The 20,074-nt window shown below is 70.4% G+C and carries 15 protein-coding genes; 9 read left to right on the top strand and 6 right to left on the bottom strand.

The features are described 5' to 3' along the window. The first annotated feature begins 7 nt into the window (after window positions 1–7). The 3 genes from ACWIDW_RS06675 to ACWIDW_RS06665 all read left to right on the top strand — a co-directional run bounded on the left by ACWIDW_RS06675 (window position 8) and on the right by ACWIDW_RS06665 (window position 5,789). A complete protein-coding gene (locus tag ACWIDW_RS06675) occupies window positions 8–1,393 on the top strand; it encodes an aminotransferase class III-fold pyridoxal phosphate-dependent enzyme (RefSeq protein ID WP_454123958.1) in 1,386 nt (461 codons plus the stop codon). Window positions 1,394–1,576: 183 nt separating this feature from the next. Continuing rightward, complete coding sequence (locus tag ACWIDW_RS06670; RefSeq protein ID WP_454123956.1) at window positions 1,577–3,115, top strand: carboxylesterase/lipase family protein; 1,539 nt, start codon at window positions 1,577–1,579, stop codon at window positions 3,113–3,115. Between the two features lie 259 nt (window positions 3,116–3,374). After that, window positions 3,375–5,789: a polysaccharide lyase 8 family protein gene (locus ACWIDW_RS06665; RefSeq protein ID WP_454123955.1), complete on the top strand. Its 2,415-nt coding sequence runs from the start codon at window positions 3,375–3,377 to the stop codon at window positions 5,787–5,789. Between the two features lie 320 nt (window positions 5,790–6,109). On the opposite strand, the gene ACWIDW_RS06660 is transcribed toward ACWIDW_RS06665, so the two are convergent. Then, the gene (locus tag ACWIDW_RS06660) at window positions 6,110–9,577 is read right to left on the bottom strand and encodes a proline dehydrogenase family protein (protein ID WP_454123953.1); all 3,468 of its coding nucleotides are present in this window, start codon (window positions 9,575–9,577) and stop codon (window positions 6,110–6,112) included. Between the two features lie 91 nt (window positions 9,578–9,668). Here ACWIDW_RS06660 and ACWIDW_RS06655 point away from each other — a divergent pair, with 91 nt between their 5' ends. Both ACWIDW_RS06655 and ACWIDW_RS06650 read left to right on the top strand, forming a co-directional pair. Beyond that, window positions 9,669–10,562, top strand: coding sequence for a LysR family transcriptional regulator (locus ACWIDW_RS06655; RefSeq protein WP_454123951.1), 894 nt, complete (start codon window positions 9,669–9,671; stop codon window positions 10,560–10,562). A gap of 32 nt (window positions 10,563–10,594) precedes the next feature. Beyond that, window positions 10,595–11,239 carry a DUF6226 family protein gene (locus tag ACWIDW_RS06650; RefSeq protein WP_454123950.1) on the top strand — a complete coding sequence of 215 codons (645 nt, stop codon included), beginning with the start codon at window positions 10,595–10,597 and terminating at the stop codon, window positions 11,237–11,239. A gap of 16 nt (window positions 11,240–11,255) precedes the next feature. Here ACWIDW_RS06650 and ACWIDW_RS06645 read toward each other — a convergent pair whose 3' ends face one another. From ACWIDW_RS06645 to ACWIDW_RS06625, 5 genes are all read right to left on the bottom strand, one after another. Next, entirely contained in the window at window positions 11,256–12,149 is an 894-nt protein-coding gene (locus ACWIDW_RS06645) for a DNA-methyltransferase (protein WP_454123949.1), read from the bottom strand. 245 nt (window positions 12,150–12,394) lie between these two features. Next, entirely contained in the window at window positions 12,395–13,444 is a 1,050-nt protein-coding gene (locus tag ACWIDW_RS06640) for a lipoate--protein ligase family protein (RefSeq protein ID WP_454123947.1), read from the bottom strand. Window positions 13,445–13,489: 45 nt separating this feature from the next. Continuing rightward, complete coding sequence (pnuC, locus tag ACWIDW_RS06635) at window positions 13,490–14,197, bottom strand: nicotinamide riboside transporter PnuC (protein WP_454123945.1); 708 nt, start codon at window positions 14,195–14,197, stop codon at window positions 13,490–13,492. A gap of 1 nt (window position 14,198) precedes the next feature. Continuing rightward, window positions 14,199–15,080 (bottom strand): alpha/beta hydrolase, encoded by an 882-nt coding sequence (locus ACWIDW_RS06630; RefSeq protein WP_454123944.1) that lies wholly within the window; start codon window positions 15,078–15,080, stop codon window positions 14,199–14,201. A gap of 43 nt (window positions 15,081–15,123) precedes the next feature. Next, entirely contained in the window at window positions 15,124–15,867 is a 744-nt protein-coding gene (locus ACWIDW_RS06625) for a copper homeostasis protein CutC (RefSeq protein ID WP_454123942.1), read from the bottom strand. Between the two features lie 99 nt (window positions 15,868–15,966). On the opposite strand from ACWIDW_RS06625, the gene ACWIDW_RS06620 reads away from it, so the two are divergent. From ACWIDW_RS06620 to ACWIDW_RS06605, 4 genes are all read left to right on the top strand, one after another. Next, window positions 15,967–16,398, top strand: a complete 432-nt coding sequence (locus tag ACWIDW_RS06620) for a MarR family winged helix-turn-helix transcriptional regulator (protein WP_454123940.1) — start codon at window positions 15,967–15,969, stop codon at window positions 16,396–16,398. Between the two features lie 14 nt (window positions 16,399–16,412). After that, complete coding sequence (locus tag ACWIDW_RS06615; protein ID WP_454124503.1) at window positions 16,413–17,750, top strand: MFS transporter; 1,338 nt, start codon at window positions 16,413–16,415, stop codon at window positions 17,748–17,750. Window positions 17,751–17,828: 78 nt separating this feature from the next. Next, entirely contained in the window at window positions 17,829–18,155 is a 327-nt protein-coding gene (locus ACWIDW_RS06610; protein WP_454123939.1) for a hypothetical protein, read from the top strand. A gap of 29 nt (window positions 18,156–18,184) precedes the next feature. Beyond that, window positions 18,185–20,044 carry a BCCT family transporter gene (locus tag ACWIDW_RS06605; RefSeq protein WP_454123937.1) on the top strand — a complete coding sequence of 620 codons (1,860 nt, stop codon included), beginning with the start codon at window positions 18,185–18,187 and terminating at the stop codon, window positions 20,042–20,044. Window positions 20,045–20,074 lie beyond the last annotated feature (30 nt).

Raw genomic sequence — 20,074 nt, 5'->3', positions numbered from 1 at the left:
GAGGATCATGAGCCAGTACACCGACCGTCACGGAGCGACGCACCCGCTGCCGGATGCCGAGGCCGAGGCGCAGGTGCGCGCCGACGACCGCGCGCACGTCTTCCACTCGTGGAGCGCGCAGGCGCTCATCGACCCGGTCCCGGTCGCAGCCGGAGCGGGATCGACGTTCTGGGACTACGCGGGAAACGCGTACCTCGACTTCGCGAGCCAGCTGGTCAACCTGAACCTCGGGCACCAGCATCCGGATCTCGTCGCGGCGATCCAGCAGCAGGCGGGGCGCTTGGCGACCATTCAGCCGTCGGTGGCGAACGACGTGCGCGGAGAGCTCGCCCGGCTGATCGCGGGCGTCGCTCCCGACGGTCTCGAGAAGGTGTTCTTCACCAACGGCGGCGCCGAGGCGAACGAGTACGCGGTGCGGCTCGCCCGCCAGTCGACGGGTCGGCGCAAAGTGCTCTCGATGTACCGCAGCTATCACGGCTCGACGTCGACGGCGATCTCGCTCACCGGCGACCCGCGGCGATGGGCCAACGACGTCAGCGACACCGGAGCCGTGCGCTTCTTCGGACCGTACCTGTACCGCTCGCCGTTCCACTCGTCGACCCTGCAGGAGGAGTCGCAGCGGGCCCTCGAGCACCTCGAGCAGACCATTCTGCTGGAGGGTCCGTCGACGATCGCGGCCATCATCATCGAATCGGTGGTCGGCACGAACGGCGTGCTCGTGCCTCCGCCCGGGTATCTGCAGGGTGTGCGCGAGCTGTGCGATCGGCACGGCATCGTGTACATCGCCGACGAGGTCATGGTCGGGTTCGGCCGCATGGGCGAATGGTTCGCGTTCCAGGCGTACGGCGGGCAGCCCGATCTGGTCACCTTCGCGAAGGGCGTGAACTCGGGCTACGTGCCCCTCGGCGGTGTCGTGATCTCCGACCGGATCGCCGCGCACTTCGACACGACGCCGTTCGGCGGCGGACTCACCTATTCGGGGCATCCGCTGGCGTGCGCTGCCGGTGTCGCCACCTTCGAGGTGTTCGCGCGTGACGGGATCCTCGAGCGGGTGCGCGACCTCGGCGAGCGCATCGTCGAGCCGACGGTGCGCTCGTGGGTCGACACGCATCCGAGTGTGGGCGAGGTGCGCGGACGCGGACTGTTCTGGGCCGTAGAGCTGGTTCGCGACCGCGAGACCCGCGAGCCGCTCGTGCCGTTCAACGCGTCGGGTGCGGATGCCGCCCCCATGGGCGCGTTCGCCGCGGCGGCGAAGAAGGCGGGGGTCTGGCCATTCGTGCACTTCAATCGCACGCATATCGCCCCGCCGCTCGTGATCACCGACGACGAGCTGGTGCGTGGGCTGTCGGCGATCGACGAGGCCCTGACGGTGGCGGACGGGTACGCGGTCTGACACCCGTCGGCGGGCGTGAGCCTCGCGGGGATGGAAAACGCCGGTGCGCAAACCCGCACACCGGCGTTCTCCATCCCGGGGTTCGATCGCTCGGCGCGGCGGTGAAGAAACGGGCGGTGGGGGGCGGCGGTCGAGCGGATGCCGCATCCGAGCTCGCCCGGCGAGGGTCGATACGCTGATTCCGTGGAGCACAAGTCGCAGACAGAGGTCGCGCAGACGGCCGAGGGCCCGGTGCGCGGCATCCGCCGGCCGGACGGATCGCTCGCGTTCCTCGGCATCCCGTACGCCGCCCCGCCCACCGGCCGCCGACGTTTCCAGCCCCCGCAGCCCGTCACACCGTGGACAGAGCCGCTCGATGCGACCCAGTACGGCCCGACGCCGCAGCGCCGGGAGGAGCCGAACGCGATCATCCCCGAGCCGAGCATCCCTGGCGCGGCGACCCTGAATCTCAACGTCTTCACCCCGGCCCTTCGACAGGCTCAAGGACCCAGGGGACAGGCTCAGGGACCCAGGGGACAGGCTCAGGGACCCAGGGGAGGACAGGCTCAGGATCCTCACGACGGTGGGCGCCCGGTGCTGGTCTGGATCCACGGCGGCGGATACTCGTCGGGCTCGTCGGCCAGCCCCTGGTACGACGGCCGCGCCTTCGTGCGCGACGGGATCGTCGTGGTCGCGATCTCGTACCGCCTCGGCTTCGACGGCTTCGGGGTGATCGACGGCGCGCCCGACAATCGCGGCGTGCGCGACTGGCTCGCCGCCCTCGAATGGGTGCAGCGCAACATCAGCGTCTTCGGCGGTGACCCCTCGCGCGTGACGGTCGCGGGGCAGTCGGCCGGCGGCGGGGCGGTGCTGACGCTGCTCGGGATGCCCGAGGCGCAGCACCTCTTCCGTGCGGGCATCTCGATCAGCGGCGCCCTCGGCGACCTGCCGCGCGACCGTGCGCTCAAGCGCAGCGAGCGCCTCGCGTCGATGGTCGGCTGCGAACCGACGCTCGGCGGGTTCCGCGGCGTGAAGGAGCGCGAGCTCACGCGGCGTCAGTACGAGGCATCCCTGCTCGGCAAGACCGGCCTCGCCGCGACGACCGCCACCCTCACCGACGGGCTGCCCTGGGGGCCGGTGATCGACGGCGAGCTGATCACGCGCCCGACGGTCGACTCGTACGCCGCGGGCGTCGGCACCGACAAGCCGCTGCTGCTCGGCGCCACCGACGACGAGTTCACGATGGTGTTCGACCACGCCCCGCGCATCCTGCGCTGGGTGCCGGTGCCGCTCGCGCTGCGGGTCGTCGAGAAGACCCACGCGCTGCGCCGCGGCTGGCGCCGCGCGAACCGGTCGCGACGGGGTGCGGGCGCGGCACTGGGTCGTTTCGTCACCGATCGCGTGTTCCGCTCGCTCGTGGTGCGGATCGCCGAGACCCGACGGGATGCCCGCACCTGGGCGTACCGGTTCGCCTGGGCGTCACCGACGAACGGCTGGTCGTACCACTGCCTCGACGTGCCGTTCTGGTTCGACTGCCTCGACGATCCGCATGTCACCCGCATCGCCGGCGAGCATCCTCCCCAACGCCTCGCCGACGAGATGCACGCCGCGGCGGTCGCGTTCATCCGCGACGGCGACCCCGGCTGGCCTGCCTGGCGCAGCGAGCCGGGCATAACCCGCGTGTTCGGCGATCAGCCCGCGCTCTCGCGCTCGGCCTACGACGACGCGCTGCCGCTGATCTGAGCGGCCGCTCGCGCGTCCCGCCCGCCACCCGTGCCCGTCCACTGGGCCCGAATGGCGGCCTCCCACGCGAGGAGGCGACCATGCGGGACCACCGAGCACAAGCAGCCCGCCCCCTCGGCTGCCGGCTGGACCCGAATGGCGGCCTCATCCGCCAGGAGGCGACCATTCGGGCCCAGCCGGCGCGCGCAGACGCGGAGTCCACATTGAATCCTCCCCTTGCCCACTCCTAGGGTCGCTGCCAACGACCGAAGGAGTTCGCATGTTCAGCCCCACCCGTCGCACCCTCTTGCAGCTCGGCGGCGTCGCCGTGGCGTCGGCACTGCTCATGGATGCCGCCCGTCCCCTGTCGGCCACCGCGGCGGCACGGCCGCTCGCTGTCGGCGTGCCAGAGATCGAGGCCCTTCGCGCTCGCTGGATCGAGACGCTGACCGGACGCAGCGTCATCACCGGATCTCCCGCGACGTTCGCCGCGGCGATCGCTCGAATGGATCGGGGCACGGATGCTCTGCTCGCTAAGGTCAGCCCCACGGCCACCCGCTACTTCTCCGACCAGGACTGGTCGGTGGGTGCCACCGAGATCGCCAAGTCCAACGCGATGCGCATGAACTATTCGGGCATCCAGAACCTGGCCGTGTCGTGGTCGACACCGGGCTCGAAGCACGAGGGCTCGGCGGTCGTGCTCGACGCGGCGCTGCGCGGCCTCGCCCACATGCACGAGCGCGCCTACAACCCCGAAACGCAGTGGTGGGGTAACTGGTGGTCGTGGAACATCGGCGCCGCCCAGCCGCTGGCGAACACCATGGCCCTGCTGCACGACGAGCTCGACCGGACAGCGATCGACGCGTACTGCGCATCGATCGACCATTTCCTCCCCGGCCGCGACCCGAGCATGCAGCAGCACCCGTCTGGGCCGCAGAAGTCGGACGGCGCGAACCGCGTCGACATCTGCCAGGCGATCATCGTGCGCGCCATCGCTCAGCCCGACCCCGATCTGCTGCGCGCCGCGGTCGCCGCGCTGAGCGACACCTGGCAGTACGTCACCGGGGGCAACGGGTTCTTCCGCGACGGCTCCTTCGTGCAGCACTCCACGATCGGCTACACCGGCACCTACGGGCTGGTGCTGCTGGGCGGGCTGGCCAAGCTCTTCGCCCTGCTCGCCGGAACCTCGTTCGACGTCACCGATCCCAGCCGGGCCAACGTCAGCGGGTTCGTCGAAGGATCCTTCGCGCCGCTCATGTTCCGCGGTCAGATGATGGATGCCGTGCGCGGGCGCGCCGTGGCCCGCTACGCCGAGCGCAGCATCAACAACGGCAACGACCTGATCGAGCACACCCTGCGCCTCGCCCAGTCCGCCGACCCCGAGACCGCGGCGCGCTGGCGCGGTCTGTGCCGGCAGTGGATCGAGAGCAACTCGGCGGCGAACATCACCTCGACGACCAGCATCGTGCGCCTCTCGCTGGTCACGGAGCTGCTCGGCTCGGATGCATCGACCGTCGCCGACCCCACCGGACCGCACCTCTTCCCCGCGATGGACAGGCTGGTGCACCGCTCAGCGGATGCCTCCTGGGCCCTGGCCGTGGCGATGTGCTCGAACCGGATCGCCTGGCACGAGGGCACCGAAGCCGAGAACTTCGAAGGGGTGAAGACGAGCCAGGGGATGACGTACCTGTACCTGCGCGGCGACGAAGACCACTTCGACGACGAATTCTGGTCGACCTCCGATCTGGCGGCACCTCCCGGCACCACGGTCGATCTGACCCCGCTGCCGCGCAACCCCGAGGGCGAGTGGGGCGAGCGCACGCCCGACAACGAGTGGACGGGCGGGGTCACCTTCGAAGACACCGCCCTCGCCGCCATGCATCTCGTCGCTCCCGGAGGGACGGGCTTGGTGGCGCGCAAGATGTGGGTCACGCTTCCGGATGCCTACATCGCCCTGGGCGCGGACATCTCCACGCGCAGCGACGGCGAGGTGCGCACGATCATCGAGCATCGCAATCTCGGCACTTCCGCGCGCCGGCTGCTCGTCGACGGCACGGCGGTGACGGCTCGGCAGACGGTCGAAGGGGCGCGGTGGGCGCACCTGGAGGGCGTCGGCGGCTATGTGCTTCTCGACGGCCCTGCCGATCTCGTGGCCGGGATCGAGGAGCGCGAGGGCAGCTGGCGGCGCAACAGCACCAACGCCGCCGCCGGCACCGATGTGCTGCAGCGCCGCTGGTACGGAACGCTGAGCCTGTCCCACGGCGTGGGCGCCGAGGCGAGCGGCGGGTACGCATATGCCGTGCATCCCGGAGCGGATGCCGATGCCACCGCCGCCGCCGCGCGCTCTCGGCGCTTCCAGATGATCCGCAACGACGGCGTCGCGCAGGCGATTCAGCTGTCGACGCACGTCACCGCCGCCGCCTTCTGGGCGGCCGGCAGCGCCGGTGCGCTCACCTCCGACCGTGCGGCCTGCGTGATCGCGCGCATCACGCCGGGCATGACGCGGATGTCGGTCAGCGACCCGACGCAGAGCGGCGCAACTCTCGTGATCGACGTCGCCGGAAGCCGCGCGACGAGGGTCAAGGGCGACGACGCGGACCGCGTCAGGTTGGCCCGCCGCGGCGACGGCATCCGGCTCACCATCGACACAGCCGGCACGGCGGGCACGACCCTGGAGTTCTCCCTGCACCGCTGATCGGGCCGCCCTCCGGCATCCGCTGGGCCCGGATGGTCGCCTCACCCGAGAGGAGGCGACCGTACGGGCCCAGCCAGCAAAAGAGAGAGCCGGCCATCGACTCCGCGCAGGAGCTCGGGCATCCCCGCCCTCACCCGTCCGCTGGGCCCAGGTGGCTGCCTCTCTCGAAGGAAAGCGACCATTCGGGACCACCGAGCACGAGTATCCCCGCCCGCACGCCGTCGGCCGGGCCCGAATGGTCGCCTCACCCGAGAGGAGGCGACCATATGGGCCCAGCCGGCGCGAAGAGCGAAGCGAGCAAGCGCAGCCCGACCCGCGACTCAGCGCACAGGCTCGAGCAGCGGGACGTCGTAGCGGTGCGTGGTGCCGAAGCGGTGCGCGGTGATCGACACGGCCTGCTCGCGCACGAAGGTGAGCATCTCGACGCGGCCGGCCGAGACCACCGGGTTCGCGTAGATCGCCAGGCTCGGCGACCCGTCGACGGCCGTCGCGGTCTCGAGCGCGTCGGCGCCGATCAGGCGCACGCGTCCGCCCGCGGCGGCGAGGCGACGGGCGTGCCCGGCCCAGGCCTGGGCGTCCTCGGTCACCACGACGACATCGTGCGCACCCAGCCAGGTGACGACCGGCGCGGGCAGAGCGGATGCCGTGCTCACCGTCACCCGTGCGCGCAGCCGCGCGCCGGCGGCGGCGACGCGCAGCAGCTCGGCGACACGGCCGCCCTCGTAGCGGATCGTGACGGGCAGCGCCTGGTAGCGCAGCGCGTTCTGCTCGGTGACCAGACCCGTGGCATCCCGCACGATGCCGAACTCGGCGGCCAGCGCGTCGATGTCGGTGGCCAGCGCGCCGCGCAGCCACTCGGCGTCGGCACCGTCGACGAGTGCGACGGCCGACGACGCGAGCGCGTCGAGCGAGGTGCTCGTCTGCACCGTGGCATCCGTCCACTCCGCCAGCCCGACGAGGTAGTTCGGGCCGCCCGCCTTGGAGCCGGCGCCGACGGCGGCCTTCTTCCAGCCGCCGAACGGCTGCCGCTGCACGATGGCACCGGTGGTTCCGCGGTTGACGTACACGTTGCCGGCCTGGATGTTCGCCAGCCACTGCTGCACCTCGTCGACGTCGAGGGAGTGGATACCGCTGGTCAGGCCGTAGTCGATGTCGTTGACGATGTCGATCGCCTCGGTCAGCGAGTCGGCGGTCATCACCCCGAGCACGGGTCCGAAGTACTCGACCCGGTGGAACTCGCTGCCGCGCTGCACACCGTCACGGATGCCCGGGGTCCAGAGCTGGCCGGCGTCGTCGAGCTTCTCCGGCTCCAGCATCCAGGACTGTCCGGGGTGCAGTTCGGTGAGCGCGCTGAGCAGCTTGCCCTCGGCAGGGGAGATCAGCGGTCCGATGCGGTTTCTGCCGTCTTCCGGCATGCCCACCTCGTAGGCGCGCACGGCATCGATGAGCTGACGACGGAACCGCTCCGACTTCGCGACCGACCCCACGAGCACGACGAGCGAGGCGGCCGAGCACTTCTGGCCGGCGTGACCGAAGGCCGAGTACGCGACATCCTTCGCGGCGAGGTCGAGGTCGGCGGCAGGAGTGACGATGATCGCGTTCTTGCCGCTCGTCTCGGCGAGCAGCGGCAGGTCGGCACGGAATCCGCGGAACAGCTCGGCCGTCTCGTAGCCGCCGGTGAGGATGACGCGGCCGACGGCCGGGTCGCTGACCAGCTGCTCACCCAGCGAGCGGCCGTCGAGCTGCACGTACTGCAGCACGTCGCGAGGCACTCCGGCCTCCCACAGGGCCTCGACCATCACGGCGCCCGAGCGGCGCGCCTGGCGGGCGGGCTTGATGATCACCGGCGACCCGGTGGCGAGCGCGGACAGGGTGGATCCGGCGGGGATGGCGACCGGGAAGTTCCACGGCGGGGTGACCACGGTCAGCCCGACCGGCTGCATGAGCGCGCCGTCGACCTCGGCGAGCTTCTTGGCGCTCTCGGCGTAGTAGTGCGCGAAGTCGATCGCCTCCGACACCTCGGGGTCGCCCTGCTCGATGATCTTGCCCGCCTCGGAGCCCATGACCTCGAGCAGGTCGGCCCGACGCGCCTCGAGGATGTCGCCCGCGCGGTGCAGGATCTCGGCGCGGCCGGCGGCGCCGAGTGCGCGCCATGCCTCACCGGATGCCACGGCCGCAGCGATCCGCTCGGAGACCTGCTCGGCGGTGCTGAGCGTGTTGGCGGCGACCGTGTCGGCACCGAGGGTCGAGTTCTTCATGCGGGCGCGGATCGCGTCGGCCCAGGCACGGTTGGCTGCCAGCGACGGGTCGGTGTCGGGGGTGTTCTGGAAGACGTACCCCTTCTGGGTCCCTGAGCCTGCCGAAGGGTCTGGCAGCTGACGGTTCTGCGTGCGGTTGGCTGCCGGCACCTCGGTCGGGATGGTCTGGATGGATGCCAGGAAGCGCTGCTTCTCGCGCTCGAACAGCGCCGGATCGGTGTCGAGATCGAACACGGCCGACATGAAGTTCTCGTGCGAGGCACCCTCTTCGAGACGGCGGATCAGGTAGGCGATCGCGACGTCGAACTCATCGGGGTGCACCACGGGGGTGTAGAGCAGCAGCGACCCGACCGTGCGCTTGACGACTTCGGCCTGGGCGGTGGCCATGCCGAGCAGCATCTCGAATTCGATCCCGTCGGTCACGCCGCGCTTCTTCGCGAGCAGCCAGGCGAGGGCGATGTCGAACAGGTTGTGACCGGCGACGCCGATGCGCACGTTGCCGATGTGCTCCGGGCGCAGCGAGTACTCGAGCACCGCCTTGTACGACGAGTCGGACTCCTGCTTGCTCGACCAGGTCGCGAGCGGCCAGCCGTGCGTCTCGGCATCGACCGTCTCCATCGGCAGATTGGCGCCCTTCACGACGCGCACCTTGATCGGCGCCCCGCCCGAGGCGACGCGGGCGGCCGCCCACTCCTGCAGACGCATCATCGCCGAGAGCGCGTCGGGCAGGTACGCCTGCAGCACGATGCCCGCCTCGAGGTTCTTGAACTCGGGACGGTCGAGGATGCCGGTGAAGACCGCGATGGTGAGGTCGAGGTCCTTGTACTCCTCCATGTCGAGGTTGATGAACTTCTGACCGCCCGGGCCGCCCTGCGCGGCGATCCGGTACAGCGGCAGCAGCGCCTCGACGGCGTCGGCGACGGCATCGTCGAAGGCCCACGGGCTGTGCGGGGCGACGGTGGAGGAGACCTTGATCGACACGTAGTCGACGTCGTCGCGCTCGAGCAGGCGACGGGTGCCGTCGAGGCGGCGCTTGGCCTCTTCGCGGCCCAGGATGGCCTCGCCGAGCAGGTTGATGTTGAGCTTCACGCCCTGCGACTCGCGGATGTGCTTGATCGCCGCACCCAGCTTCTCGTCGCGGGCGTCGACGATCAGGTGGCGCACCATCTGGCGCAGCACGGCGCGGGCCGACGGCACGACGACACCGGGCAGGATGCCGGCGGTCGCACCACCGAGGCCGATCGCGGCGCGCATCGGCGCGGGCAGGAAGCCCGGCGTCAGCGGCACGAGCTCCTTGAGCTTGGTCGCCGCGACCTTGAGGTCTTCGGGGCGCACGACGCCGTCGACGAATCCGACGGTGAAGTCGAGGCCGTTCGGGTCGCGCAGCACTCCCGCGAGACGCTCGCCGGCGGCATCCGTCGGCACGTCGCGACTCTCGACGAGCCACTTCTTCACCAGGGCGACGGCGTCGTCGCCGAGTGAGGCGAGTTCGGCGATGGATGCTTCGGAGGCGGGCGCAGGAGTGCTCATTGCTACAGGATGCCGCCGCGCACCGTACAAGAAAAGCGATCGTTTCTGAATGATAATGTTCGATGAAAACGAAGAATGAGGAGAGTCCCGCATGTTCGAGCTGAGACGGCTGAGACTGCTGCACGAACTCGCGCTGCGCGGCACGATCGCCCAGGTCGCCGCCTCGCTCTCGTACTCCCCCTCGACCGTCTCGCAGCAGCTCGCCCTGCTCGAGAAAGAGGCCGGAGTCACGCTGCTCGAACCCGACGGACGCAGGGTGCGTCTGACCCCGCAGGGACGGATGCTGGCCGAGCACGCCGCCCGGGCTCTCGAGCTCGACGAAGAGGCCCGCGCGGCGCTGACAGCGCACGCGGGCTGGGAGCCGGTGCGCATCGCTGCGATGCCCACCGCGGCGCAGAGCATCGCGCCGGCCGCGCTGTCTCTGCTCGCCGAGCGCGCCCCGGGCCTGCGTGTCGAGCTCGCCGAGCTGCCGCCCGAAGAGAGCCTGTTCGAGCTGTGGGCGCGGCGGTTCGACCTGGTGATCGCCGAGCAGTATCCCGGGCAGACCCGCGAGCAGCGCGACGGCGTGGTGCACGAGCTGCTCGGCGAGGATCCGATTCGCATCGTGCTGCCGCCCACTGAGCATCCGCTCTCCCTGCCTGAGCTGCGCGACCGGGTGTGGGTGATGGAGCCCGAGGGCACCGCCGTGCGGCAGTGGACCGTGCAGCAGTGCCGCGCGGCCGGGTTCGAGCCCGACGTGCGCTTCGAAGCCGCCGACCTCACCGCGCACGTCCGCCTGGTGGCATCCGGTCACGCCGTGGGCATGCTGCCCGACCTCATCTGGGGCGACGAGCCCAGCCCGCTCACCGTCGCCGACCTGCCCGGCTCGCCCGTGCGCGAGGTCTTCACCGCCGTGCGTGCGGCGTCGCGTGCGCACGAGGCGGTCGATGTCGTGCGCACCGCGCTGCGCGACGCCTTCGCCGCGCACCGCCGCGTCGCGCGGTAGACCCCGTCGCCGCTCTGCGTGAGGATGGGGGCGTGACCCCCTATGTGCGCCCCGCGATCGAGTCGCCGGTCTTCCGCGACGACGACGGCCACGTGATCGACTACGGGCACAGGTGGCCGGACTCGCCGCCCGACGACGCCTATTCGGTCGAGCGCGACACCGAGCGCTTCGCTCCGCTGCACGCGATCGCCGATGCGCTCATCGCTCATCTGGCCCGCACCTACGACGTGCACCTGCTGGAGGGCATCGAGGTCGCCGCCGACCTGCTGCACCCGCACCACGACGTCGTGCGCGCCGTGCGGGTGACGCCGAACAACTCGGCGTCAGCGGCGCTGACCTTCGTATTCACCGGGTTCCCCGGCCTCCTTCTGCATGCCGGACTGCTGCACGATTTCCGCTACCCGCCCTGTGGATGCGAGGCCTGCGATGAGGAATGGTCGGGCCAGGCCGACGATCTCGAGCGGCAGGTTCTCGCAGTCGTGACCGGACACTACCGGGAGAGCGTCGGGCGCGGCCGTCGGCCGTGGATCGAATCCGAGACGACGTTCGACAACGGAACGAGCTCGAGCCGGTCACGTGGCGAGGATGTGCCGCCAGAGCGGCTGGCATCTGCGCTCGAGGCGCTCGCCGGCCGCTCAGGGCCGTGGGCTGCGTGGCCTCTGGCACCCATGCGGTGAGTCGGACCACGCAGGGTCAGACCGCGCGCACCTCGGCATGCGGCATCCGCTCGCGCATCACCCGGATCGCCTCGGGGTTGTCGTCGACGAGCACCGCATCCCGTCCCAGCGCGGACGCGACCGCGCCGGTGGTGCCGGAACCGGCGAACAGGTCGAGCACCCGGTCGCCGGGACGCGACGACGCCTGCACGATGCGGCGCAGCACCCCCTCGGGCTTCTGGGTGGGGTAGCCGGTCTTCTCCCGCCCGGTGGTCGGCACGATCGTGTGCCACCACACGTCGGTGGGCAGCTTGCCGCGCGCGGCCTTCTCTGCCGTGACCAGCCCCGGAGCCATGTACGGCTCGCGGTCGACGTCGTCGGCGTTGAACACGTGCCGCCCGGGATTCTTCGCGTACACCAGGATCGTGTCGTGCTTCGTGGGCCAGCGGGTACGCGACTTCGCGCCGTAGTCGTACGCCCAGATGAGCTCGTTCAGAAAGCAGTCGCGCCCGAACACGGCATCCATCATCACCTTGGCGTAGTGCGCCTCGCGGTAATCGAGGTGCAGGTACAGCGTGCCGTCGTCGGCGAGCAGCCGCCACGCCTCCTCGAGCCGCGGCACGAGGAAGTCGCCGTAGTCGTCGAAGCGGTCGTCGAAGCTGCGCAGCATGCCGCGCACCCGCTCGTACGAGTGCCCGTGGAACCCGTACCGGATCTCCTTCGCCACCTCGAGCGGCTCTGCCTCGGCAGCCTCCGCGTCGGAGGGCACGAGGCGGCGTGCGGTGACGACCTCGCGGCCGCGGGTGCGGCCGGTGTTGAACGGCGGGTCGAGGTAGACGAGGGTGAAGGATCCGGATGCCAGCGACGCGGCGACCTCGAGGTTGTCACCCTCGATGATGTCGACGGCGCCGGGGTGGGGCGTGCCGGTCACTGGGCCCGCCGATCCTGGGGCCCTTCGACAAGCTCAGGGACCCAACCCTGGGCTGCTGAGCCTGCCGAAGCATCACCCAGCCCTTCGACAAGCTCAGGGACCCAACCCTGGGCTGCTGAGCCTGCCGAAGCATCGCCCAACCCTTCGACAAGCTCAGGGCCCCAGGTGGCAACAGGCTCAGGGGCCCAGGTGGCAACCGGCTCAAGGGCCCCGGCGGAAGAGGTCGCGCTCACGGCACGTCGCAGTCAGGGAACACGGTGCAGCCACGCATCGGTCGCGAACTTGCTCTCGACGAGAGCCTCGGCGGCCGCGTACTCGTCGGCGGAGATCGCGCCGTCTTCAGCGCCGGTGAGCGTGCGGAAGGTCGCCTTGAAGCGCTCGATGATCTCGGCTCTCTCCATGCCGGTCTGCGTGCGCAGCGGGTCGACGCGCTTGGCTGCAGACGTGGTGCCCTTGTCGCTGAGCTTCTCGCGGCCGATGCGCAGCACCTCGGTCATCACCTGGCCGTCGATGTCGTACGAGATCGTCGCGTGGTGCAGCACGCCGCCGTTCGCGAGCCGCTTCTGCGCGGCGCCGCCGATCTTTCCGGTGGGCGATGCGATGTCGTTGAGCGGCTGGTAGGTCGCGTCGATGCCGACCGAGCGCAGCGCCTGCAGCACCCAGTCATCGAGGAAGGCGTACGAGTCGGCGAAGGTCATGCCCTGCACGAGCGATGCGGGCACGTACAACGAGTAGGTGATGATCTGCCCCGCGGCCATCATCATCGCGCCACCGCCCGAGATGCGGCGCACGACGTCGAAGCCGTGGCGAGCCGCGCCCTCCGGGTCGACCTCGTTGCGGTACGACTGGAACGATCCGATCACGACCGCCGACTCGTCCCATTCCCAGATGCGCAGGGTCGGGCGGCGACGCCCCTCCCCCACGCGCGATGTGAGCACCTCGTCGAGGGCGAGGTTCATGCGCGGCGAGACCGCCTTCTCGTGCACGATCTCCCAGTCGAAGTCACGCCAGCCCGGTGCGGTCACGAGCGCCCGGCGCACCGCGGTGCCGACGGCCTCGGGCGAGAATCCCAGCAGCTGGGCCCCCTCGGGCAGGGCGGCGCGCACGGCGGCGGCGATCGTGGCGGCATCCGCTTCGACGGGCATCCCCTCGACGGCGGCGTTGATCGCCTCGAGCGCCGTGTCGGGCTCCAGGAAGAAGTCGCCCGCGAGACGGAAGTCGCGGATCAGTCCGTCTGCGACCTCGAGGTCGACGACGACGAGCTTTCCACCGGGAACCTTGTACTCACCATGCACTCTTCGATCTTAACCGCGCGGGCACGGGCACCGTCGGGCCCCGGCTCAGCCGCGCCCGCCCCGCACCGTCGGGTCGGGCAGGTCGGTGTCGATGCGCGGTTTGTCGCCGCGCGATGCGCGCATCCACACGAAGAAGCCGACGATCGTGAACGCACCGTAGAACAGGTACATGAACGCGGTGGCGTAGTAGCCGGCCGAGAACAGCAGCGGCACGCCCACGGCATCCACCGCCACCCAGATCAGCCAGAACTCGACCCACCCCTTGGCCATCGCCCAGGTCGCCAGCAGCGACCCGACGAACGTCCACGCATCACTCCACACCGGCTCGTACGATCCGAGCATCCGGAACAGCGGCGTGATCGCCGCCGTTCCGATCAGCAGGGCCGCGATCAGCAGAACGCGCGTGCGACCCGACGCCCATCGCGGGGTGACGGCGTGGCCCTCGCTGTCGCGGGCCTGACGCCAGCGCACCCAGCCGTACACCGAGACGGCGATGAACATCACCTGGCGGCCGGCCTGCCCGAGCAGGTTGGCCGCGTGCTCGGTGCCGAACACGCTGCCGACGAAGACGGTGAGCAGCAGCACGTTGCCGACGATGCCGACCGGCCACGCCCACAGCCTCCGCCGCATCGCGCCGAGAGCGCTGGCGAGGCCGAAGACGTTGCCGACCACCTCGCGCACGAGCAGCGACGACGAGCCGACGGAGATCTGCGCGTTGAATGCGTCGATCAGCCACTGCAGAACGGCGGCCACCTCAGCCCTGCGCGGGGATGTGCGCGTCGAGCCAGGCCACCAGGTCGGCGCGCACGTCGTCCTGCTGCAGCTCGTTGAACAGCTCGTGGCGCGCGTCGGGGTAGACGAGCGTCGTCACGTCGGTCAGGCCGGACCGTTTCTTGTACGCGTCGGCGAGCTTGTGCACGCTGCGCGGGCCGCCGACCGGGTCGTCGCCGCCGACCATCAGCAGCACCGGGATGCCCTTCGACGAGCTCAGCGACCCGAGCAGGTTCTTCTTCGGCAGTCCGTACAGCCGGGCCGCCTCGATCGGGCCGAAGAGGGTGAGCAGTGGCACCTCGGTCGTCAGCGGGTCGTCACGGAACGCCGCCCAGACCGTCTCGTCGCGCGTGAGCCATTCGAGCCCGTGCGCGTCGGGTCCCTTCCACCGGGCGTTCAGCGGGCGCGGGTTGAGATCCGTCGGGGTCCGCAGGGCGGATCCGGTGAGCACGACCGCGTCGTACGCTTCGGGATGCTGATTCAGCAGCTTCTGCGCCAGGAACGACCCCCACGAATGACCCAGCAGCACGAGCGGCAGGTCGCCACGCTCGGAGCGGATGATCTCGGTCAGCTGCCAGCACGCGTCGACGGCGGCGCGCATGCCGCCACGGCCGAGGCGCCCGAGCTTCGCCGGATCGCCGTGCTGCCGGATGCCCGTGCGCCCGTGTCCGCGGTGGTCGTCGGCGTAGACGTGGAACCCGGCCTCGACGAGCACCTCGATGGTGCGGGCGTAGCGGCCGGCGTGCTCGCCCACGCCGTGCAGCAGCTGCACCACGCCCCGGGCCGTGCCTGCCGCCTCGTAGACGTCGTAGACGATGGCGATGCCGTGGGCATCGACGAACTCAGCAGTGCGCGGGGTGGCCATGTGTCGAGTCTACGGAGCGGATCCCTCGCGGGTGGTCTGCTCGTCAGACCGCGTGCGATGCCGCGAGGGCGTCGATGATCGAGCGCGCGGCGTCGAGGTCGGTGACCTCGTGTCCTCCGACGCCGTCGCTGGCCGACCCCAGCCGCACGCCGCCGTCGACGGACACCGTGCGCTTGGCCGAGAAGTGCACGGCGTCGACGCCGGTTCCGGCGATGGCGGCCACGTCGGCGGCGGTGATCCCGCTGCCCGCCATCACCTCGATGTCTCCGGCCGCTTCGCGCACGAGAGCCCGCAGCACGTCGAGACCGTCGGCCGCACGCGAGGCACCTCCCGAGGTCAGCACGCGCCGAAGGCCGAGCTCGAGGGCGATGCGCAGCGCGGCGACCGGGTCGGGGGTGGTGTCGATCACGCGGTGCAGGGTGACGGATGCGCCGTCGGCGGCGTCGCGGAGTCGCGCGAGGCCGTCTCGGTCGAGTTCGCCGAATGCGTCCTGGCATCCGATCACCACGCCGTGAGCGCCGGCGGCGAGCGCGTCGCGCACGTCGCGCTCCATGACGGCGAATTCGTCGCGGTCGTAGTGGAAGTCGCCGGCGCGAGGGCGGATCAGCACGTGCACCTCGGGTCCGCCTTCCCCGCCTGCGTCGCGGACGAGCTCGATGGTGCCGCGAGACGGGGTCAGCCCGCCGAGGCTGAGCGCCTGCGTCAGCTCGACTCTGGCCGCGCCGACCTCGCGAGCGATGCGCATGCCGGCGGCGTTCTGGACAGCGACTTCGAGATCGAGAGGCATGAGAATTATTCTCGCATTCGCCCCCGGGCCGACCGCAGGATCAAGAACAAGATTTTCATCGAACCATGTCAAAGGAACGTTAGTTAGACTATCTAAGTAATGACTGCTGATTCCGATGACTCTGCCGCAGAGCTGCGCTATGCCCTGTTCCGCCTCACCCGGCGCCTTCGGTCGGCCCGGGCGCTCGACGCGATGAGCGATGCGCAGCTGGCCACCCTCGGTGCGCTGCGCGTGCACGGACGGCGCACCCTCTCCGGTCTCGCCGAGCACGAGCACGTGACCGCTCCGACCATGAGCGCCACGGTGAACGGACTCGCCGAGCTCGGCCTCGTGATCCGCGTGCCCGACGAGCACGACCGGCGTCGGGTATACGTCGAGCTGACCCCGCAGGGTGAGAGCGTCGTGATCGAGACGATCCGCAAGCGCAACCGTCTGCTGGCCGACCTCATCGACGCGCAGCAGTTCGACGACGATGAGCTCGCCGTGCTGGATGCCGCGTCGGCGCTGCTGAAGAGGATGGCCGACGCATGAGCGCCTCGTCGGGCATGTTCCGCTCGTTCCGCAACTTCAACTACCGCACCTGGTTCCTCGGCGGCGTCATCTCGAACGTCGGCGGCTGGATGCAGGCCACCGCCCAGGACTGGGTGGTGCTGACCGAGCTCACCGACAACGACGCCACGGCCATGGGAGTCACCATGGCACTGCAGTTCGGCCCTCCCCTGGTGCTCGTGGGCCTGACCGGCTGGGTGGCCGACCGCTTCGACCGGCGCAAGGTGCTGCTGTGCACCCAGACCGCGCTCCTGATGCTCGCCCTCGGGGTGGCGGCGCTGCTGCTCACCGGCGTGATGACCCTGCCGCTGATGTTCGTCTTCGCGGCCGCGTTCGGTGTCGCCAACGCGTTCGACGCCCCCGCCAGGCAGGCGTTCGTGTCCGACATGGTGAGCCTCGAGGACACCTCCAACGCCGTGGCGCTGAACTCCGCGGCGTTCAACATGGCCCGCCTGGTGGGACCTGCGATCGGCGGCATCCTGATCGTGCTGCTCGGCTCGGGCTGGGTGTTCGTCGCCAACGCCGTCACCTTCCTCGCGATGATCATCGCGTTGACGCTGATCCGGGTCAATGAGCTCAGGCCGCGCGTGAAGAGCAGACGCGGCGGCGGGCTCGGCGAGGGCTTGCGCTACGTGCGGGGCCGGCCCGATCTCATCGTCGTGTTCGTGATGGTGTTCCTCATCGGCGCGTTCGGCATGAACTTCCCCATCTTCGCGTCGACGATGGCGCTGGAGTTCGGGCGCGACGCCGACGGCTACGGACTGCTCAGCTCGGTGCTCGCGATCGGCTCGCTGGCCGGCGCCCTGCTCGCGGCACGGCGCGATCGGGCCCGGGTGCGGGTGCTCGTGATCGCGGCGGGAGGGTTCGGGGTGGCATCCGTCGTCTCAGCCGCCATGCCCACCTACCCGACGTACGCCGCGGTGCTGGTTCTCGTCGGCTTCTCGACGGTCTCGATGCTCACCACCGCCAACGGATACGTGCAGACCACCACCGACGCGGCGCTGCGCGGCCGCGTGCTGGCGCTCTACATGGCGGTGATCATGGGATCGACGCCAATCGGCGCGCCGATCGCCGGGTGGATCGTCGACACGTTCTCGGCCCGCACCGCCATCACGGTCGGCGGCATCGCCGGCATCGTCGCCTTCGGGATCGGCGTGGGGTGGATGCTGTCGTCGGGCCGACTGCGCCGCCGTGACGGACGGCGGTTCCGGCTGACCCTCGACGAGACGCGTCCGCTGTCGGTGATCCGGGCCATGGATCCCGGCTCGTTCGATGACCGGTCCGCCGCCACCACTCCGATCCGGCTCGCCGCCCCTCGCGACGACGCGGACTGAACGGCGGGCGCTCGTGCGGCGGCCACGCACTGTCAAGGGGGTTATCAGCCGCCGGCGTCTGCGCATACCTTCTCGGGCATGAACGAGCAGACCCCGATGTACGGCTCCCCCGACGGCCAGCACCCGCACGTGCCAGGACACGATCCGCTGGGCAGCGGCCTGCCGCGCCAGCAGGACGCCGCGCAGGCGGAGCCGGACGCATCGACCGACGACGCGTCCGAACCCGCCGACGGCGCCTCCGAACCCGCCGGTGAGCCCGCATCCGACCCCGCCGACGCGTCCGAAGCCGCCGACGATGACGCCCCGCTCGGCGGCGATGAGAACACCGAAGAGCAGCTGACGGCCGACACGGCCGTCGAGCGTGACGCGCTGAAGTCGCTCGACCCCGACGACACACCCGCGTGACCTCGCCGGATCCGGGTACGGTTGGCGGCATGAGCGGAAGCAGCGAGATGTCCGATCCGAGCGCGTCCTCGGCGGCGCGCACCCCGCAGGTGCTCCGGTGGGTCTTCTGGCCGGCCGCCATCATCGTGCTCGCGTTCGCGCTGTTCGCCCTGCTGCTGCCCGGTGTCGCCGAGACGGCGTTCCAGGCGGTGCAGACGAGCATCGTCAACGCGTTCAACTGGTACTACGTGCTGATCGCCGCGTTCTTCGTCGCGTTCTGCCTGTTCATGGGCTTCAGCCGATTCGGCGACATCAAGCTCGGCCGCGACGACGAAGAGCCGGAGTTCTCGGCGATGAGCTGGTTCGCGCTGCTCTTCGCCGCCGGCATGGGCATCGGCCTCGTCTTCTACGGCGTCAGCGAGCCGCTGTCGCACTTCACGAACCCGCGCCCCGGGGTCGAGGGCACGCCCTCCCAGCTCGCGCAGGCGGCGCTGGGCCAGACCTACTTGCATTGGGGCGTGCACGCCTGGTCGATCTACGTGGTGATCGGCCTCGCTCTCGCCTACGCCATCCACCGCCGTCGTCGTCCGATCTCGATCCGCTGGACCCTCGAGCCGCTGCTCGGCAAGAAGGTCGAGGGCGCCTGGGGCCACGCGATCGACGTGATCGCCCTGGTCGGCACGCTGTTCGGCGTCGCCACCTCGCTGGGTCTCGGCGTGCTGCAGATGAGCGCCGGCCTGCACTCGGCCGGCATCGCCGACCCCGACGAGACGACCCAGGTGATCCTCATCCTGGTGATCTCGGTGTTCGTGCTCATGTCGGTGCTGTCGGGCGTGACCAAGGGCATGAAGTGGCTGTCGAACGCCAACCTCGTGCTCGCGGGCATCCTCGTCGTCTACCTGCTGGTGACCGGGCCCACCGAGTTTCTGCTGCGCGATTTCGTGCAGTCGATCGGGTACTACGTGCAGAACTTCGTGGGGCTTTCGTTCAACGTCAGCGCCTACCAGGGCGCGGCGGGCGAGCAGTGGCAGGCCTCGTGGACCTCGTTCTACTGGGGCTGGTGGATCTCGTGGGCGCCGTTCGTCGGCATCTTCATCGCGCGGGTCTCGAAGGGTCGCACGGTGCGCGAGTTCGTGGTCGGCGTGATCCTCGTGCCGACACTGCTCGGCATCCTGTGGTTCGCCGTGCTGGGCGGATCCGCCCTCGCCCTCGAGCTGCGGGAGCCCGGCACGCTCACCAGGGCCGACGGGACGGTCGATCTGCAGGGCGCCCTGTTCGCCCTGCTGCAGAACGTGCCCGGATCGACGATCGTCAGCATCGGCGCGATCCTGCTCCTGGCGATCTTCTTCATCACCTCCGCCGACTCCGGCGCGCTGGTGATGGGCATGATCGCCACCGGCGGCGAGCCGGAGCCCAAGCGCTGGATCCGCGTCTTCTTCGTCGCGGTCACCGCACTGCTCGCCATCGCGCTGCTGCTCTCGGGCGGCCTGACGGCCCTGCAGACGGCCGCCATCACGATCGCGCTGCCGTTCAGCGTGGTCATGCTGCTGATGTGCTGGTCGACGGTGGTCGCGTTCAGCCGTGAGCGCCGCGCGTACGCGAAGGCCGAGCGGGCCCAGTTCATCGACAAGATCGGCGACTACTACGGGCTCGAGGTCGAGGCGCACGACGCCAACGGCGTGTTCGGCGCTCAGCCGCGATGGGTGCGTCGCGTGCAGCGCACGTTCCGGCTGCCCGTCGCGCCGGCCGACCCCGCGCGGGCGACGCCGGGGGCGCTGTCGGCCGAGAGCCACGTCGACGCCACGCCGTCGACGCTCGACGTCGACGAGCTGATCGCGCAGGACGAGCTGGCGGGCCTCGACGATCCGGATGCCCGCCAGCAGGACACCGGACCGTTCCTCAAGGACTGATTCCCATCCCGCGAGACTTCGCTTCCAGCA

The organism is Microbacterium sp. NPDC055312 (assembly GCF_053645675.1).
This window is presented reverse-complemented; position numbering and strand designations above follow the sequence as displayed.

Coding starts and splice junctions, on each gene's coding strand:
- ACWIDW_RS06675 (WP_454123958.1), top strand. CDS start 8: ATGAGCCAGTACACCGACCGTCACGGAGCGACGCACCCGCTGCCGGAT.
- ACWIDW_RS06665 (WP_454123955.1), top strand. CDS start 3,375: ATGTTCAGCCCCACCCGTCGCACCCTCTTGCAGCTCGGCGGCGTCGCC.
- ACWIDW_RS06660 (WP_454123953.1), bottom strand. CDS start 9,577: ATGAGCACTCCTGCGCCCGCCTCCGAAGCATCCATCGCCGAACTCGCC.
- ACWIDW_RS06655 (WP_454123951.1), top strand. CDS start 9,669: ATGTTCGAGCTGAGACGGCTGAGACTGCTGCACGAACTCGCGCTGCGC.
- ACWIDW_RS06630 (WP_454123944.1), bottom strand. CDS start 15,080: ATGGCCACCCCGCGCACTGCTGAGTTCGTCGATGCCCACGGCATCGCC.
- ACWIDW_RS06625 (WP_454123942.1), bottom strand. CDS start 15,867: ATGCCTCTCGATCTCGAAGTCGCTGTCCAGAACGCCGCCGGCATGCGC.
- ACWIDW_RS06620 (WP_454123940.1), top strand. CDS start 15,967: ATGACTGCTGATTCCGATGACTCTGCCGCAGAGCTGCGCTATGCCCTG.
- ACWIDW_RS06615 (WP_454124503.1), top strand. CDS start 16,413: ATGTTCCGCTCGTTCCGCAACTTCAACTACCGCACCTGGTTCCTCGGC.
- ACWIDW_RS06610 (WP_454123939.1), top strand. CDS start 17,829: ATGAACGAGCAGACCCCGATGTACGGCTCCCCCGACGGCCAGCACCCG.
- ACWIDW_RS06605 (WP_454123937.1), top strand. CDS start 18,185: ATGAGCGGAAGCAGCGAGATGTCCGATCCGAGCGCGTCCTCGGCGGCG.